General features: G+C 71.6%; 8 protein-coding genes. 4 read left to right on the top strand and 4 right to left on the bottom strand.

All coding sequences use genetic code 11. The features are described 5' to 3' along the window. Nucleotides 1-208: 208 nt before the first annotated feature. Complete coding sequence (locus DAI20_RS08415; RefSeq protein ID WP_108250127.1) at nt 209-1,414, bottom strand: cysteine desulfurase family protein; 1,206 nt, start codon at nt 1,412-1,414, stop codon at nt 209-211. Between the two features lie 19 nt (nt 1,415-1,433). Between DAI20_RS08415 and glgX the strand changes: the two genes are divergently transcribed. Then, on the top strand, nt 1,434-3,521 hold the full coding sequence (gene glgX / locus DAI20_RS08410) for a glycogen debranching protein GlgX (RefSeq protein WP_240605976.1): 2,088 nt from the start codon (nt 1,434-1,436) through the stop codon (nt 3,519-3,521). A gap of 179 nt (nt 3,522-3,700) precedes the next feature. On the opposite strand, the gene glgP is transcribed toward glgX, so the two are convergent. Continuing rightward, on the bottom strand, nt 3,701-6,268 hold the full coding sequence (gene glgP, locus DAI20_RS08405) for an alpha-glucan family phosphorylase (RefSeq protein ID WP_108250125.1): 2,568 nt from the start codon (nt 6,266-6,268) through the stop codon (nt 3,701-3,703). A 253-nt stretch (nt 6,269-6,521) separates the two neighbouring features. Between glgP and DAI20_RS08400 the strand changes: the two genes are divergently transcribed. Then, entirely contained in the window at nt 6,522-8,495 is a 1,974-nt protein-coding gene (locus DAI20_RS08400; protein WP_240606023.1) for an alpha-1,4-glucan--maltose-1-phosphate maltosyltransferase, read from the top strand. A gap of 4 nt (nt 8,496-8,499) precedes the next feature. After that, nucleotides 8,500-11,451 carry a 1,4-alpha-glucan branching protein GlgB gene (gene glgB / locus DAI20_RS08395; protein ID WP_159084975.1) on the top strand — a complete coding sequence of 984 codons (2,952 nt, stop codon included), beginning with the start codon at nt 8,500-8,502 and terminating at the stop codon, nt 11,449-11,451. Between the two features lie 149 nt (nt 11,452-11,600). Here glgB and DAI20_RS08390 read toward each other — a convergent pair whose 3' ends face one another. Further along, nucleotides 11,601-12,581 carry a tetratricopeptide repeat protein gene (locus tag DAI20_RS08390; protein ID WP_108250124.1) on the bottom strand — a complete coding sequence of 327 codons (981 nt, stop codon included), beginning with the start codon at nt 12,579-12,581 and terminating at the stop codon, nt 11,601-11,603. Continuing rightward, nucleotides 12,578-14,470 (bottom strand): DUF8094 domain-containing protein, encoded by a 1,893-nt coding sequence (locus DAI20_RS08385; RefSeq protein ID WP_108250123.1) that lies wholly within the window; start codon nt 14,468-14,470, stop codon nt 12,578-12,580. Before DAI20_RS08385 ends, DAI20_RS08390 begins: the two co-directional genes overlap by 4 nt. Before the next feature lie 288 nt (nt 14,471-14,758). On the opposite strand from DAI20_RS08385, the gene DAI20_RS08380 reads away from it, so the two are divergent. Then, entirely contained in the window at nt 14,759-16,219 is a 1,461-nt protein-coding gene (locus DAI20_RS08380; RefSeq protein WP_108250122.1) for a coiled-coil domain-containing protein, read from the top strand. Nucleotides 16,220-16,242 lie beyond the last annotated feature (23 nt).

Genomic DNA, 16,242 nt, shown 5'->3' with positions numbered 1-16,242 from the left:
TCAGCAGATCTCAGCCCGCGCTCAACGCAACTCAGCAGATCTCCTGCGACACGCCGTCACCGGGGCCCGACAGACGGCGTGTCCGGGGGATTCTGCTGAATTGCGAGGGACGTCAGAACAGATGAGCGTCAAGAAGGAGGGGGCAGGGGAACACGCGGGCCGCGCACCCACACACCCGCTGCACCCCTTCCCGCATCAGGTTCCCGGGTCAGCGCCCCAGGGACACCGCCCGGTCCGCGAGGCCCGCGCGTGATGCGGATGCGTAGGCCGCGGGGAGGGCGGCAAGAAGCGCGTCCACGTCGTCCTCCGTCGAGGTGTGCCCGAGCGTGAAGCGCAGCGCGCCCCGGGCGACCGACTCGTCGACGCCCATGGCGCGCAGCACGTGCGACGGCTCCGGGATGCCGGCCTGGCAGGCGGATCCGGTGGAGACGCAGACGCCCGCGGCATCGAGCAGAAAGAGGAGGGAGTCGCCCTCGCAGCCGGGGAAGGTGAAGTGCGCGTTGATCGGCAGCCGCTCCGGTCCGGGCTCCGGTCCGCTGAGGCGCGCGTCCGGCACGAGGTCACGCACGCCGCGGATCAGGCGGTCCCGGAGCGCGGAGAGGCGCTCGGCGGTCGGCTCGAGCCTCTCGGCGGCGGCCCGCGCGGCGACGGCGAACGCGGCGGCCGCGGCCACGTCCTGGGTGCCCGAGCGCACCTGGCGCTGCTGCCCGCCGCCGTGGATGAGCGGCACGACGGTCGCGCGCCGCGCGAGCACGAGGGCGCCGATCCCGACCGGACCGCCGACCTTGTGCGCCGACACGGACAGCGCGGACACCCCGGCCGCGGAGGCGCGGCGGAACGAGACGGGCGTGTGCCCGAACGCGGCCACGGCATCCACGTGCACGGGCACGCCGACGGATGCGGCGAGCGCGGCCAGCTCCTCGACGGGCTCGATGGTGCCCACCTCGTTGTTCGCCCAGAGGAAGGTGAGCAGGGCGATCGACTCCGGGTCGGCGCGCAGCGCCGCCTCGGCGGCAGCGAGGTCGATGCGCCCCCGGGCGTCGAGCGGCAGCTCCTCGACCCGCGCGCCCTCGAACCGCTCGAGCCACTCCACCGTGTCGATACTTGCGTGGTGCTCGCCGCCCGCCACGAGGATGCGCGGGCGGGCGGAATCGCCGCGGTTGCGCTCCCAGTACAGGCCCTTGATGCCCAGGTTGATGGCCTCGGTGCCGCCGGACGTGAAGACGACCTCGATGGGCTCGCAGTCGAGCGCGGCGGCCACCGTCTCCCGCGACTCCTCGAGCAGCCGCCTGGCCTGCTGGCCCTGGGAGTGGATGGATGCGGGGTTGCCGACGAGGCTCATCGCGTCGGTGAAGGCGCGGATCGCCTCGGGCAGCATGGGGGTTGTCGCCGCGTGGTCAAGATAGACCGCCATGCCCCCTACTCTAAGTCTCATGTCAGTCATAGCCCGCCTGGACGATCTGGGGGTCCGACAGACCTCCGGGGGCGGCGAACTGCGCGTCTTCTCCGAGTCCGCGACGTCGATGGAGCTGTGCATCTTCGACGACGCCGACCCGAACTGGATCGTGAAGACCGTTCCCATGGCACGCGACGCGCACGGCGTCTGGAGCGCCCGGAGCAGGAGCCTCTCCCCCGGCACCCAGTACTCCCTGCGGGTGGACGGACCGCGTGGTCCGACGGCGGCGTTCAACCCGGCCCTGCACCTCCTCGACCCGTACGCTCGCGCGCTCCGTCGCGTCACCGCCCACTCGTGGCGCTCGGTCGTCCCCGAGACCCGCCCGTTCGACTGGGGCACCGTGACCAAGCCGAACACCCCGCTCGACCGCACGGTCGTGTACGAGGCGCACGTGAAGGGCCTCACGCAGACGTTCCCCGGAGTCCCCGCGCACCTGCGCGGCACCTACGCCGGGCTGGCCCACGAGAGCACGATCGAGTACCTCACCGGACTCGGCGTCACGGCCGTCGAGCTGCTGCCCGTGCACCAGCACGTGTCCGAGCGACGGCTCGTGCGGCAGGGGCTCGTCAACTACTGGGGCTACAACACGCTCAGCTACTTCGCGCCGCATGCCTCCTACGCGTCGCCCGAGGCGCGGGCCGGCGGGCCGGACGCGATCCTCCGCGAGTTCAAGGGCATGGTCAAGCACCTGCACGCGGCCGGCCTCGAGGTGATCCTCGACGTCGTCTACAACCACACCGCCGAGGAGGGCCTCGACGGCCCCAAGCGCAGCTTCCGCGGCATCGACAACGCGACCTACTACCGCCACCGGCACGAGGACGGCGCGTATATCGACGTGACCGGATGCGGCAACACGGTCGACTTCTCCCGCGCCGCCCCGGTGCAGATGGTGCTCGACTCGCTGAAGTACTGGGCGAACGACGTGCAGGTCGACGGCTTCCGCTTCGACCTCGCGCCCGTGCTCGGCCGGAACGCCCAGGTCAGCTACGACCGCGAGCACCCGCTCCTCGCCGCCATCGTCGGCGACCCGGATCTGGCGGACGTGAAGATGATCGCCGAGCCCTGGGACGTGGGTATCGACGGGTGGCAGACGGGCAACTTCCCGCACGGCTTCAGCGAGTGGAACGACCGCTACCGCGACGACGTGCGCAGCTTCTGGCTGAGCGACCTGCAGCGGGCGCGGCACACCGGTTCCCCCGAGACCGGAGCCGGTGCGCTCGCCACCCGCCTCGCCGGCTCGTCGAACCTCTTCGAGGCGGAGCGCGGCCCTCTCGCGTCCATCAACTTCGTGACGGCGCACGACGGCTTCACCATGGCCGACCTCGCCACCTACAACACCAAGCACAACGTCATGAACGGCGAGTCGAACCGGGACGGAACCGACGGGAACCGCTCGTTCAACCACGGCGTCGAGGGCCCCACGAGCAACCCGCGCATTATGCGCGACCGGCTCCGCTCGATCCGGAACCTGATGGGCACGTTACTGCTGTCCGCGGGCGTCCCGATGATCACGGCGGGCGACGAGATCGGCCGCACCCAGCGCGGGAACAACAACGCGTACTGCCACGACAGCGAGCTCACCTGGATCTCCTGGGAGCTGCGCGACTGGCAGCGCGACCTCCAGCAGACGGCCCGTCACCTGCTGCGGCTGCGGCGGGAGAACCCCGCCCTGCGCCCCGCGCGCTTCGCCAGGTCGCAGGCGAGCACGCCGAGCGCGAGCGAGATGCACTGGTACACCGCGCGCGGCGAGAGCATGCGCGACGAGTACTGGGCGGCGCCCCAGCACCGCACGCTGCAGTTCCTCGCGGCATCCACCCCGGAGTTCGAGGACTTCAACCGGGTGCTACTCGTCGTCAACGGACTCGAGTGGCCCGTCTCCGTGTCGCTGCCGCAGCACGAGGGCGTCGAGCAGTACACCCTGCTCTGGGACAGCGCGATCACCATGGCGGACCAGGTGGAGTCGAGCCACGCGCCGGGCGCCGCCATTGCCGTGGCCGGCCCGTCCCTCCGCCTCTACCGCGCCGAGGGCGAAGCCCCGACGGTGGCCGGGTCCGCGACCGCCTGACCTCCCGGCTCGCGGGCCGAAGCCCGGACGTCATCGGTCGCTGAGCTGTCCAAGCGACGTGACGCCCTTCGACAGGCGTAGGGACCGCGTGGGAGCGGGTCAGGGGTGGTGTCGCGGCGGCTCAGGAACGCTGCGGGATCTGCTCGGGGATCCCGTGGCGGGATCCCCGAGCCCCTGCACTAGGAGGCGACCGCGACCAGGCCGAGTTCCGCGGAGCTGGCCAGCAGGTCGTTCCGGGGGACGACGCGCACCGTGTAGCCGAAGGACCCGGCACGCACGAGCGGCACCGTTCCGGCGTAGGTCACGTTCTGCCCGTCGCTCGTCGCGTTCAGGTCGACGCTGAGCGGCGTCGTCTGCGTGTCGGTCAGTTCGTCGCCGTTACGGCTGCGGCCGTACACGACCTCGACCGAGACGTCCTCCGGGGACAGCCCGCCGAGCTGCACGAGCGCGCGCACCCCGAGCTCGTCACCGACCTCGGGCGTGCCGTCGAGGCCGCCGCTCTCCACGTGCGTGACGTGGACCTGAGGCCAGGAGTGCGACACGCGGCGCTTCCACGCCGCCAGGCGGCGGGCCGCCGAGCGGTCGTCGTTCTCGAGCACGCGCTCGGATGCCGCCGCGACCATGTACCTGCGCTGCACGTACTCCCGCACCATGCGGTCGGCGCTCAGCTCGGGCGACAGGGTCGCCAGCGTGTGCCGGATCGACTGCACCCAGCGGCGGGGAACGCCGGACTCGTCGCGCTCGTAGAAGCGCGGCGCGATCTGGTGCTCGATGAGGTCGTACAGCGCGTCGGCCTCGAGCTTGTCGCGCTCGGCGCTGTCGCCGGCGGCGTCCGCGGAGGGGATGGCCCAGCCGTTCTCGCCGTCGTAGTACTCGTCCCACCACCCGTCGAGGATGGACAGGTTGAGACCACCGTTCAGGGCGGCCTTCATGCCGGACGTCCCGCAGGCCTCGAGCGGACGCAGCGGGTTGTTGAGCCACACGTCGGTGCCCGGGTAGAGCAGCTGCGCCATGCCGATGTCGTAGTCGGGCAGGAACACGATCCGGCCGCGCACGTCCGGCTCCGAGGCGAACTGCACGAACTGCTGGATGAGGCGCTTGCCCTCCTCGTCCGCGGGGTGCGACTTGCCCGCGACGACGATCTGGATGGGACGCTCGGGGTGCAGCAGCAGGGAGCGCAGGCGCTCGCGGTCGTGCAGCATCAGCGTGAGGCGCTTGTAGGTCGGCACGCGGCGCGCGAAGCCGATGGTGAGCACCGTCGGGTCGAGCACGGTGGAGAGCCAGGCGGGCGTGATGGCGCCCGGGTTCTGCCGGGAGTGGGCGGCGACGACCCGACGGCGCGCGTCCTCGACGAGCTGCACCTTCATCTCGCCGCGCACGCGCCAGAGGTCCTCGTCGGTGACCTTCTCGGAGGCCCAGTCGGCGGCCGTCGTGTCCGAGGTGCCGAGCTTCTGCTCGGCGAGGTCGAGCAGCCTGGGGTCGGTCCAGGTCGGCGCGTGCACGCCGTTGGTCACGGAGGTGATGGGCACGTCCGCGGGGTCGAATCCGGGCCAGAGGCCGGAGAACATGACGCGGCTCACCTCGCCGTGCAGGAGGGAGACGCCGTTGGCGTGCTGGCTGAGCCGGAGGCCCATGACGGCCATGTTGAAGACGCTGGGCGAGCCGCCGGGGTAGTCCTCGGCGCCGAGCGCGAGCACGTCCTCGGCGTCGACGCCCGGGAGCAGCCCGCTGGAGAGGTAGTCGCTCACGAGCGAGCGGTCGAACCGGTCGATGCCGGCGGGCACGGGCGTGTGGGTCGTGAAGACGGTGCCGGCGCGCACGAGCTGCAGCGCCTCCTCGAAGGTGAGGCCCCCGGCGATGATGTCCGAGATCCGCTCGAGGCCGAGGAACCCGGCGTGCCCCTCGTTCGTGTGGAACACGCGGGCCACCGGCTCGTTGCGCAGTCGCGACCAGACCTTGAGGGCGCGCACACCGCCGATGCCGAGCAGAAGCTCCTGCATGAGCCGGTGCTCGCCGCCGCCGCCGTAGAGGCGGTCGGTGACGGACCGCAGCACGTCCTCGTTCTCGGGGATGTCGGTGTCGAGCAGGAGCAGCCGGATGCGGCCGACGAGCGCCTGCCACACGCGGGCCCGCAGCACGCGGCCGCGCGGGATCGCGAGCTGGATGATCACCGGCTCCTCGTCCTCGTCGCGCAGCACCGAGAGCGGCAGGCCGTCCGGGTCGAAGTTCGGGTAGGTCTCCTGCTGCCAGCCGTCGGGCGAGATCGACTGCGAGAAGTAGCCCGAGCGGTAGAACAGGCCGACGCCGATCAACGGAACGCCGAGGTCGGAGGCGCTCTTCAGGTGGTCGCCCGCGAGGATGCCGAGGCCGCCGGAGTACTGCGGCAGGGCCGCGGCGATGCCGAACTCGGGCGAGAAGTAGGCGATGGACTCGGGCGCCTCGTCCGCGGGCAGGCCCTGGTACCAGCGGGGCTCGCTGATGTAGCGGCGCAGCTCATCGCGCTGCGCGTTGGCCCGGGAGACGAAGTCGTCGTCGGCCGCGAGGCGCTCGAGGAGCGCGGGGTCCACCGCGCCCAGCAGGGTGACGGGATCCTTGCCGGTCTGCTCCCAGAGCTCGGGCGAGACGCTCTCGAACAGCTGGCGGGTCGGCTCGTGCCAGGACCAGCGCAGATTGGCCGCGAGCTCTCCCAGGGCGCTCAGGGACTCGGGAAGAACCGAGCGGACGGTGAACCTGCGAATTGCCTTCACTGCTGCCTCCTTGGCGGTGCCGGCGTCGCCCGGCACGAGCGCCAGCCTAGGAGATGCGCCCGCCTTCGCCCAGCGCGACATTCCCCCCAATTCTCGGTACGGTCAAAAGGTGGCAGAAACAGCGAAGACCCGGTCGGGAAGCGACGAGACGAAGACGAGCACCAAGCCCCGCACCAGGGCACCGAAGGAACGGGTCCTCGAGGACTACCAGCCCGTGATCGGTCGGATTCCCATCCTCTCGCTCCGCCCGCAGATCGAGGACAACCTATGGCCGGTCACCTCGTACGTGACCGACGTCGTGCCGTTCGGCGCCACGGTGTTCCGCGAGGGGCACGACCTCATCGGCGTCGACCTCCTCCTCACGAACCCCAAGGGCCGCGACACGCGCCACCGCATGCACGTCGACACCGCCCACCCGGGACAGGACCGCTACGCCGTGCGCGCCCAGCTGAACACCCAGGGCCTCTGGACGTACCGCATCGAGGCGTGGGCCGACGACTTCGGCACCTGGCTGCACAACGCGGAGATCAAGGTGCCCGCCGGCATCGACGTCGAGGTCATGCTCGCGCTCGGCGAGCAGCTGCTGCAGCGCGCCGTGGACGAGCCGGGCCGGGCGCGAACCGCCGTCCGCCTGCTCAAGGACGCCCGCGCGCGCCTGGTGAAGACGTCGTCCAGCGTCGAGGAGCGGTTCGCCGCGGCCACCGACCCCCGCGTAATCGACGAGCTGCACCGCAACCCGCTGCGCAGCCTCACCACCGTCTCCGACTCCCGCAGCATCGTCGTGGAGCGCGAGCGCAGCGGCTACGGCGGCTGGTACGAGTTCTTCCCCCGCTCCGAGGGCGCCGTGCAGCACGAGGACGGCTCGTGGACGAGCGGCACGTTCCGCACGGCCGTGACGCGGCTCCCCGCGATCCGCGACATGGGCTTCGACGTCGTCTACATCCCGCCGGTGCACCCGATCGGCACGACGAACCGCAAGGGCCCGAACAACACGCTCACCGCCGGCCCCAACGACCCGGGATCGCCCTACGGCATCGGCTCCGCGGACGGCGGTCACGACTCCATCCACCCGGAGCTCGGCACCGAGGCGGACTTCACCTACTTCGTGCGGCAGGTGAAGCAGCACGGCATGGAGCTCGCGATCGACATCGCGTTGCAGGCCTCCCCCGACCACCCCTGGGTCACGACGCACCCCGAGTTCTTCACGACGCTCCCGGACGGATCGATCGCCTACGCCGAGAACCCGCCGAAGAAGTACCAGGACATCTACCCGCTGAACTTCGACAACGACCCCGAGGGCTCGTACCGCGAGATGCTGCGCGTCATGCGCCGCTGGCTCGACCTCGGCGTCAAGATCTTCCGCGTCGACAACCCGCACACCAAGCCGCTCGTCTTCTGGGAGCGCCTCATCCACCAGATCATGACGGACGACCCGGACGTCATCTTCCTGAGCGAGGCGTTCACGCGCCCGGCGATGATGCGCACCCTCGCGAAGATCGGGTTCCAGCAGTCGTACACCTACTTCACCTGGCGCAACACGAAGCAGGAGCTCGAGGACTACCTCTGGGAGGTCTCGCACGAGACCAGCGACTACCTGCACCCGAACTTCTTCGCGAACACGCACGACATCCTCACGCCGTACCTCCAGTTCGGCGGGCGGCCGGCGTACAAGATCCGCGCCGCCATCGCGGCGACCGGCTCCCCGACGTGGGGCATCTACTCCGGCTACGAGCTGATCGAGAACGTCGCCCGGCCCGGCGCCGAGGAGAACATCGACAACGAGAAGTACCAGTACCGGCCCCGGGACTGGGACAAGCTCGAGTCGCTCGGCGCAACGATCACCCCGTACATCACCCGGCTCAACGAGATCCGCCGCGCGCACCCGGCCCTGCGTCAACTGCGCAACACCGAGATCCACTGGAGCGACGACGACTCCATCCTGGTGTTCACGAAGCACCTCGAGGGGATCTTCACGCCCGAGGGCGTCGACGACACCATCATCGTCGTCGCCAACCTCGACCCGCACTCCGCGCGCGAGACGACCGTGTACCTCGACCCGACGAAGTTCGGCATGACGGCCGACTCCGTGTTCGGCGTCGAGGACCTGATCACCGGCAACACGTGGAACTGGTCGACGGCCAACTTCGTGCGACTCGACGCATTCGTCGAGCCCGTGCACATCCTGCGCGTGCTGCGCGACCCCCAGACCGACGAAGGAGCCAACTAAGCCCATGGCGAGCACCACTCAGGACGACAACGCGCCCACCCTGCCCGATATCCCGGACGAGGCGCTCGTCGCCGTCGCATCGGGTCTGCACACCGGCCCGCACTCCGTGCTCGGCCAGCACCCCGTGCACGAGGAGGGCGGCAGCGGCGACCTCGTCGTGGTGCGCGCGTTCCGGCCCCTCGCCCGGCAGGTGGTCGCCGTACTCGACACCGGCGTCCGGGTCGACCTCGCCCACCTCGCGCACGGCGTCTGGCAGGGCTGGCACACCGAGGGGCTGCAGGACTACGTGCTCGAGGCGAGCTACGACGACGGCGGCACCTGGACGACGGACGACCCCTACCGCTACCTGCCGAGCTTCGGCGAGGTCGACTCCTTCCTCTTCGGGGAGGGCCGGCACGAGCGCCTCTGGCACGTCCTCGGCGCGCACGTGCGCGAGCACTGGGGCGTCAACCGCGCGACCCGCGGCACCGCGTTCGCCGTCTGGGCCCCGCACGCGCGGGCCGTCCGCGTCGTCGGCGACTTCAACGGCTGGGACGGCGTGCAGCACACCATGCGCCGCCTCGACTCCAACGGCGTGTGGGAGCTCTTCGTGCCCGGGCTCGACTCCGGCACCTACAAGTTCGACATCCTCACCCAGGCCGGCGACTGGGTCCGCAAGGCGGACCCCATGGCCCGGTTCACCGAGGTGCCGCCGCGCACCGCGTCGGTGATCGGCGAGTCGCACTACGAGTGGGGCGACGGCGACTGGCTCACCGCTCGCGCCGAGCGCGACCCGCACAACTCCCCCATGAGCGTCTACGAGATGCACGCCGGTTCGTGGCGCCCCGGGCTGGGCTACCGCGAGCTCGCCGACGAGCTGATCCCCTACCTCACCGAGCTCGGCTACACCCACGTGGAGTTCCTGCCGCTCGCCGAGCACCCCTTCGGCGGATCCTGGGGCTACCAGGTCACCTCGTACTACGCGCCCACCTCGCGCTTCGGGCACCCGAACGACCTCAAGTACCTCATCGACCGACTGCACCAGGCCGGCATCGGCGTGCTCGTGGACTGGGTGCCCGCGCACTTCCCCAAGGACGAGTGGGCGCTCGCCAAGTTCGACGGCCAGCCGCTGTACGAGCACACCGACCCCCGGCGCGGCGAGCAGATGGACTGGGGCACCCTGGTCTTCGACTTCGGGCACTCCCAGGTGCGCAACTTCCTGGTCGCGAACGCGCTGTACTGGATGGAGGAGTTCCACGTCGACGGCCTCCGGGTCGACGCCGTCGCCTCCATGCTCTACCTCGACTACTCCCGCGAGGACGGCCAGTGGCTGCCCAACCGGTTCGGCGGACGCGAGAACCTCGAGGCCATCGGCCTGCTGCAGGAGGTCAACGCGACCGTCTACAAGACGTTCCCCGGCGTCGTCATGATCGCCGAGGAGTCCACGAGCTGGCCCGGCGTCACGCGCCCCACCAGCGGGGACGGCCTCGGCTTCGGCCTCAAGTGGAACATGGGCTGGATGCACGACAGCCTGCAGTACATGCAGACCGACCCGATGTACCGGTCGTACCACCACGGCGAAATCACCTTCAGCTTCGTCTACGCGAACAGCGAGAACTTCCTGCTGCCGATCAGCCACGACGAGGTCGTGCACGGCAAGGGATCGCTGTTCGGCAAGATGCCGGGCGACCACTGGCAGAAGCTCGCGAACCTGCGCGCCTACCTGTCGTTCATGTGGGCTCACCCCGGCAAGCAGCTCCTGTTCATGGGTCAGGAGTTCGCGCAGCCGTCCGAGTGGAGCGAGGAGCGCGGCCTCGACTGGTGGATCCTCGACCAGCCGGTGCACCGCGGCATCCACAGCCTCGTCGGGCACCTGAACCGCGCCTACGTGGAGAACCCGCCGCTGTGGCAGCGCGACAACGAGGCCGGCGGCTTCGACTGGCTGAACGACAGCTCCGAGCTCAACGTCGTGTCGTTCCTGCGCTGGGACCGCGACGGGAACCCCATCGCCGTCCTGCACAACTTCAGCGGCCAGCCGGTGAGCGACTACCGGGTCGGGCTGCCGTTCGCCGGCACCTGGGACGAGATCGTCAACACCGACGCCGAGGCGTACGGCGGATCCGGCGTCGGCAACTTCGGCTCCGTCGAGGCGGTCGAGGGCGAGTACTCCGGTCGCCCCGCGTCCGCGACGCTGACCCTCCCCCCGCTCGCAGGACTCTGGCTCAAGCTGCGCCGCGACGAGCGAGCTGACGCGTTGCTCGCCGAGCAGGCCGCGGCCGCCGTCGAGGCGCCTGTCGAGCTCCCGGTCGACGTCGACGCCGCGGAGGCGCAGGCCGCGGCCGAGCAGCGCTCCGCCGAGGCCCACGGGGAGACGGTCCCGGCCGAGACCCCCGCAGGCGAGACGGCACCGGCGGCAACGGCTCCGACCGAGTCGGCCGAGACGCCCGAGGCGAAGCCCAAGCGCACGCGCACTCCGCGGGCGAAGAGCGCGGCCAAGGGCGCTGCGGCGGCGGTCGGAGCGGCTGTCGTCGGCGCCGCGGCGGTGGGCGTCGCGGCGGTCGGGGCCGCGGTCGCCGGTGCGTCCGGAGACGGCGCAGAGGCGGACGCGGCGGACACTCCGCCGGCGAAGCCCACCCGCACCAGGACCTCCCGCGCGAAGAGTGCCGCCGCGGAGGCGCCCGTGGACGGCACCGCGGCGGAGGCGACCCCGGTCAAGCCCACCCGCACCAGGACCTCCCGCGCGAAGAGCGCAACGGGGACCCCGGTGGATGCCGTCGCAAACGCCACCGCCGCGGACGCGACCCCGGTCAAGCCCACCCGCACCAGGACCTCCCGCGCGAAGAGCGCGGCCGGCACCGCGGTGGACGCGGCCGCGACGGACGCCCCGGCCGAGAAGCCGGCTCGCACGAGAACGACGCGATCGAAGGCCGCGGCGCCGAAGAGCGCCGAGGCCGAGGGCACGTCGCCCGAGGAGTAGGACCGCGAAACGCGAAAGCCCGGGCAACGAGTTCGTTGCCCGGGCTTTCGCGTGTCCGGCCCGGTCCGCGAGACCGGGACGGTGCTGGGATGGGGTTCAGCCGATCCGCTCAGTCGATCCCCTTGACCGATCGCTCCCAGCCGATCTGCTCAGTAGAGGAGCGCGGTGAGGCGACGGCGGGCGGCGACCACGCGCGGGTCGGTCGCGCCCACGACCTCGAAGTACTCGACGAGGCGCGTGCGGATGAGGTTCTTGCCGTCCTGGTCGCACGTTGGGAACAGCGCGAGCAGCCGGTCGAAGGCGTCGTCGATGTGCCCGCCGGACAGGTCGAGGTCGGCGACGTCGAGCTGCGCCTGCACGTCGGTCGGGTTCAGGCCCGCGGCGTCCCGGATCTCCCCCGCGGTCTTGCCCTGCAGGCGCGCGAGGAGGCTCACCTGGGCCAGCCCCGCCACGGCCATGGAGTCGCGCGGGTCCTGGGCGATCGCGGTGCGGTAGGCCTGCGCGGCGGCCTCGTAGTCGCCGCGCTCGATGGCGTCGTACGCCTCGGCGTGCAGCGGGGGAAGCGGCGGCTCCGCGGGCTCCTCGGCCGGAGCTGCGCCACCGGCGACGGCCGCGGTGCCTGCGACCCCGCTCTGGGCGGCGAGCTGCAGCACCTGGTCGAACACGTCCCGCATCTCCACCTCGTCCACCGTTCCGGTGAAGAGGGGCACGGGGCGGCCGCCGACGATTGCGGCCGTCGTCGGCACGGTCTGGGCCTGGAAGGCCGCGGCGAGCTGGGGGTTCTGATCGACGTCCACACGGACCAGCAGGAGGCGACCCTCGTAGGCGCCGACCAGCGAGCCGACGCTGACCGTGAGCTGCTCGCTGGCGGGTGACCGCGGCGACCAGAGGACGACGATCACGGGCACGGTCGACGACAGGTCGAGGATCGCGCTGAAGTTGGCGTCGCTGCCGTCGAGCACCAGGCTCGGCACCTCGACGGCCGCGCCGGAAGCGCCGCCGGGCGCGGAGGCGCCGGGAGTGCCCGCGGCACCGGGGCCCGCGGGGGCCCCGGGCGCCGGCCGATTCACGAGCGAGGAGAGGTCGACGGCGCCGCGGAGGTTGGCGATGGAAGGGGGTACCGAGCTCATGGGAGTTCCTTTGCCGAGACGAGTTGCTGTTCGAAGCCGAGGAGCACGATCTTCTGGCCCGAGTTCACCGGCGGGACGTAGAACAGGGCCTGGTCGTCGTACACCGACTGCACACCCTTCGTCGTCTCGGCGAGCCCGAGCAGGGCGGCCGTGGCACCTCCGTTGACCTTGAGGCTGGCCCGCGGGTCCGTCGGCTTGGTGACCTCCACCTCGTTGATGTTCACCGCGACGATGGCCCCGGCGTCGATCGTGGCCAGGGCGATGGGTTCGGCCCCACCGGCCAGCTTGGTGAACTCGATGGTACCGGTCGGGCCGAGGTCCGCCTTCGCCTTGTCCTGCACGGCGGGGCCGAACTGGTCCCGCACGGTATCGCCCTCCTTCTGGAAGGCCTCGGCGAACTCGCTCGCGTCGCCCTTGGCGAGGATGTCGGCGTAGGCCGTCGCGACGTCGGCGGGCTGCATCGTGAGCAGCTTGACGTCCGGCTCGAGCCGCGCGGCCCCGATGCCCGCGGGGGCGACCTCCGGCAGCGGCTCCGAAGTCACGATGTTCGTCGCGTAGCGCACCGTGTAGTTGTCGCGCGGCGTCTCCTGCACGAGGAAGAGCGCCTGCGTCGGCTCGCCCTCGACGGCGTCGTTCTGCACGATCGTGTAGACGGTCCGCGGCCAGGTGTCCGTGGCCTGCGGGAGCGCGAGGATCGTGCTGTCGGCGGGGATGGCGACGGGCACGGGCTCGTCCGCCTTCTTGGCGCGGATCCTGTAGTTCGCAAGACGCTGCTCCATGGCGGGGCCGGAGAAGCGCGAGCGGAGCAGGCTCTCGTCCATGGCGGCATCCGCCTGGGTGCTCGTCTCCGAGATGCGGGTCATGATGACGTCGAGCTGACGCTCGGACACCACCGGGTTGGGCGCGTCCTCGTTCTCGATCGCCTCCTCGAGGGTCGACCGCGGTGACGGCGCCGTGGTGGGTGCGGGAGCGCCGCCCAGGAACTCCGGCCAGGACTCGGCGGAGCAGCCGGTGAGCAGGAGTCCGGGGACCAGGATCATGGGCACGGCGGCGGTCATCGAGCGGCTCACCGACCGGCGGGGCTTCGTCGTTCCGGCCTCGACCGGGCTGGCGGTGCGGCCGGCACGACCGGAACGGCCGCGGGGCAGCCCGCCGTCGCCGCCCTTGCGACGGGGTCCGCGGGTCTTCCGCAGGTGGTTCAGAGCGAGGACGTAGAGCACGAGACCCAGGACGGCGAACAGGATGCCACCGACGATGAGCGGACCGACCCAGGGCGTGCGGTTCTCGACGGGCCAGGTCAGCGACACCTCGGTCGGGGCGGGGGCGGTGCCGTCCGAGGCGAGGAGCACGGACACGGAGTCGGGCAGGCGGGTGTCCATGCGCAGGGAGCCCTCGCCGGTGCGCTCGGACAGCCACAGGTCCGACCCGGCGGGGTTCGGCGCGGCCTGCTCGGCCGCGGGCTCGGCGGGCTCGGTCGCGGCGGGGTCGGGCGTGGCCTCGGCGGTCGGCGCGTCGGTCGCGGCGGCGGTCTCCCCCGGCGCCGGAGTCGCGCTCGCGGACTCCTCGGGCTCGACGAGACGGCTCGAGAGCTCGCGCGTCTCGGAGGAGAATGAGAGGCGCGCGTACGGGGTGTCCCCCAGCCAGGCCTCGACGTCCTCGGTGCGGGCGTACGCGGCGAAGACGGTGCCGCTCCCCTCGACCCGCATCGTCTGCAGGCCCGGGTTGCTATTCAGCGTCTTCCCGTCGACGACGGCGAAGCGTGGCTCCCCCGAGACGGTGGCTCTGGCGGTTAAGCTGTCGGGTGCGGCGAAGATGGTCTGCTGGGCGATGCCCAGACCGATCAGAACGGCCGCGACCACGAACGCGACGATCGCGGACACGAAGCGCACGGATTTACTCCTCTCGTGTTGCCTGACCACCGCGAATCGCGTGCGGGGATGCACGAGACGGAGGCTGCACGGACCGCGGCGAGCGCATCGGGCTGCTCGGCTTTTCGGTCCGGATGGCAACGAACAAAGACATTCGAAGATAGCGGACCTGCCTGAGAGGCGACAACGCGTTCTCTCAGAGAGTAACCGGGACGTTTCCCCGGTGCAGGGAATGTGCCTTCGATCAGCGGGTACAGTCGTTACGTCCTTCGCCACCCTACGGCGGGGACACGGGAGCAGGGAGATCACGTGGCGCACGAGGAGACCGAGTTCACATCGGCCATGCGGGGGTACAACCGCGAGGAAGTGGACAGCGCCATCTCCGATCTGCGGCGCGAGGTCGCCGAGTCGAAGGCCGCCGCGACGGAGCGGGCGAACGAGGCCGAGCGACTGCGGGCACGGGTCGACGAGCTCTCCGGGGAGCTCGAGGAGGTCGGGCGTCCCACCTACTCGGGGCTCGGCACCCGTCTGGAAAGCACGCTGCGCCTCGCCGAGCAGCAGTCCACCCGGCTGCTCGTCCAGGCCGACGAGACGGCGGACCGGCTGCGGCGCGAGGCCCAGACCGAGGCGATCCAGGTGCGCACGGACGCCCGCAGCGCCGCGGAGCGCATGCTCTCCGACGCGTCGTCGCGGGCGAACGCCATGATCGAGTCCGCGCGCACCCACGCCGAGGAGACCCTGGAGAGGGCCGACGCCGAGGCGGGCGCGATGAAGGCCGAGGCGCTGCGCGAGGCGCGGGCCATCCGCGCCTCCGTGGTCACCGAGGTGGCGGAGCTCCGCTCGACGGCGGAGCGCGAGACTGCCGCCCTCCGGGCCGCAGCCGATCACGAGGTGTCCGCACTCCGCGCCACCGCCGATCGCGAGGTCGCGGACGCCAGGCGGCAAGCGGCGGATCTCGCGCGGGCGACCGAGGTCGAACGCGGCAGGCTCGAGCGCGAGCTGCAGGCCGCCCGGGAGGCCGCCGCCGCGGAGGCTGCCGAGGCGCGGGAGGCCCTGGAGAGCGAGATCACGGCGGCGCGCTCGGCGCTGGCCCGGGAGATCGAGGCCGCGCGGGAGGCGCTGCGCGCCGACGTCGACGGGCAGCGGGCCGAGCTCGCGCGGGAGATCGAGGAGGGCCGGACCCGCCTCACCACCAGGATCGAGACGGCCAGGGCCCAGCTGGACCGCGAGCTCGCCCAGCGCCGTGGCGAGGAGCAGCGCCGGCGGGAGGAGGCCGAGGCCGTCCTCGCCGCGGAGCTGAGCGCCGCACGCACCGCCCTCGCCGCGGAGGAGGCGAGCGCACGGCGCGGCCTCGACGCGGAGCTCACCGAGCGGCGGGACGCGTCCGAGCGCGAACTGCTGGCCCGGCACCGTCGCGCGGTCGCCGAGACGCAGCAGTACCTGGACGAGGCCCGCGCGGAGCTGGCGGACATCACCGCCCGCGCCGCGGAGAAACGGCAGGCCGTCGAGACCCTCGAGACCGAGGCGCGCGACGAGGCCCGTGCGGTGCGGGAGAACGCGGACGCCGCCGCCCGCCAGACGCTCGACGCCGCCCAGCAGCGTGCGGCCGCGATGGTCGCCGAGGCCGAGGAGCAGACCCGCTCGACCCTCGCCGACGCGGAGGAGCGGCTCGCCCAGATTAGGATCGAGCGGGAAGCGGTCGCCGGCTACTTCCAGAATCTCCGCACCGTGGTGACGCGGGCGGAGGAGAAGGTCAACTCAGACGGTTGACGGGCCTGCCAGGCCCGCGTGAC

The sequence above is a fragment of the Planctomonas deserti genome (assembly GCF_003067705.1).
GTDB classification, from domain to species: domain Bacteria; phylum Actinomycetota; class Actinomycetes; order Actinomycetales; family Microbacteriaceae; genus Planctomonas; species Planctomonas deserti.
This window is presented reverse-complemented; position numbering and strand designations above follow the sequence as displayed.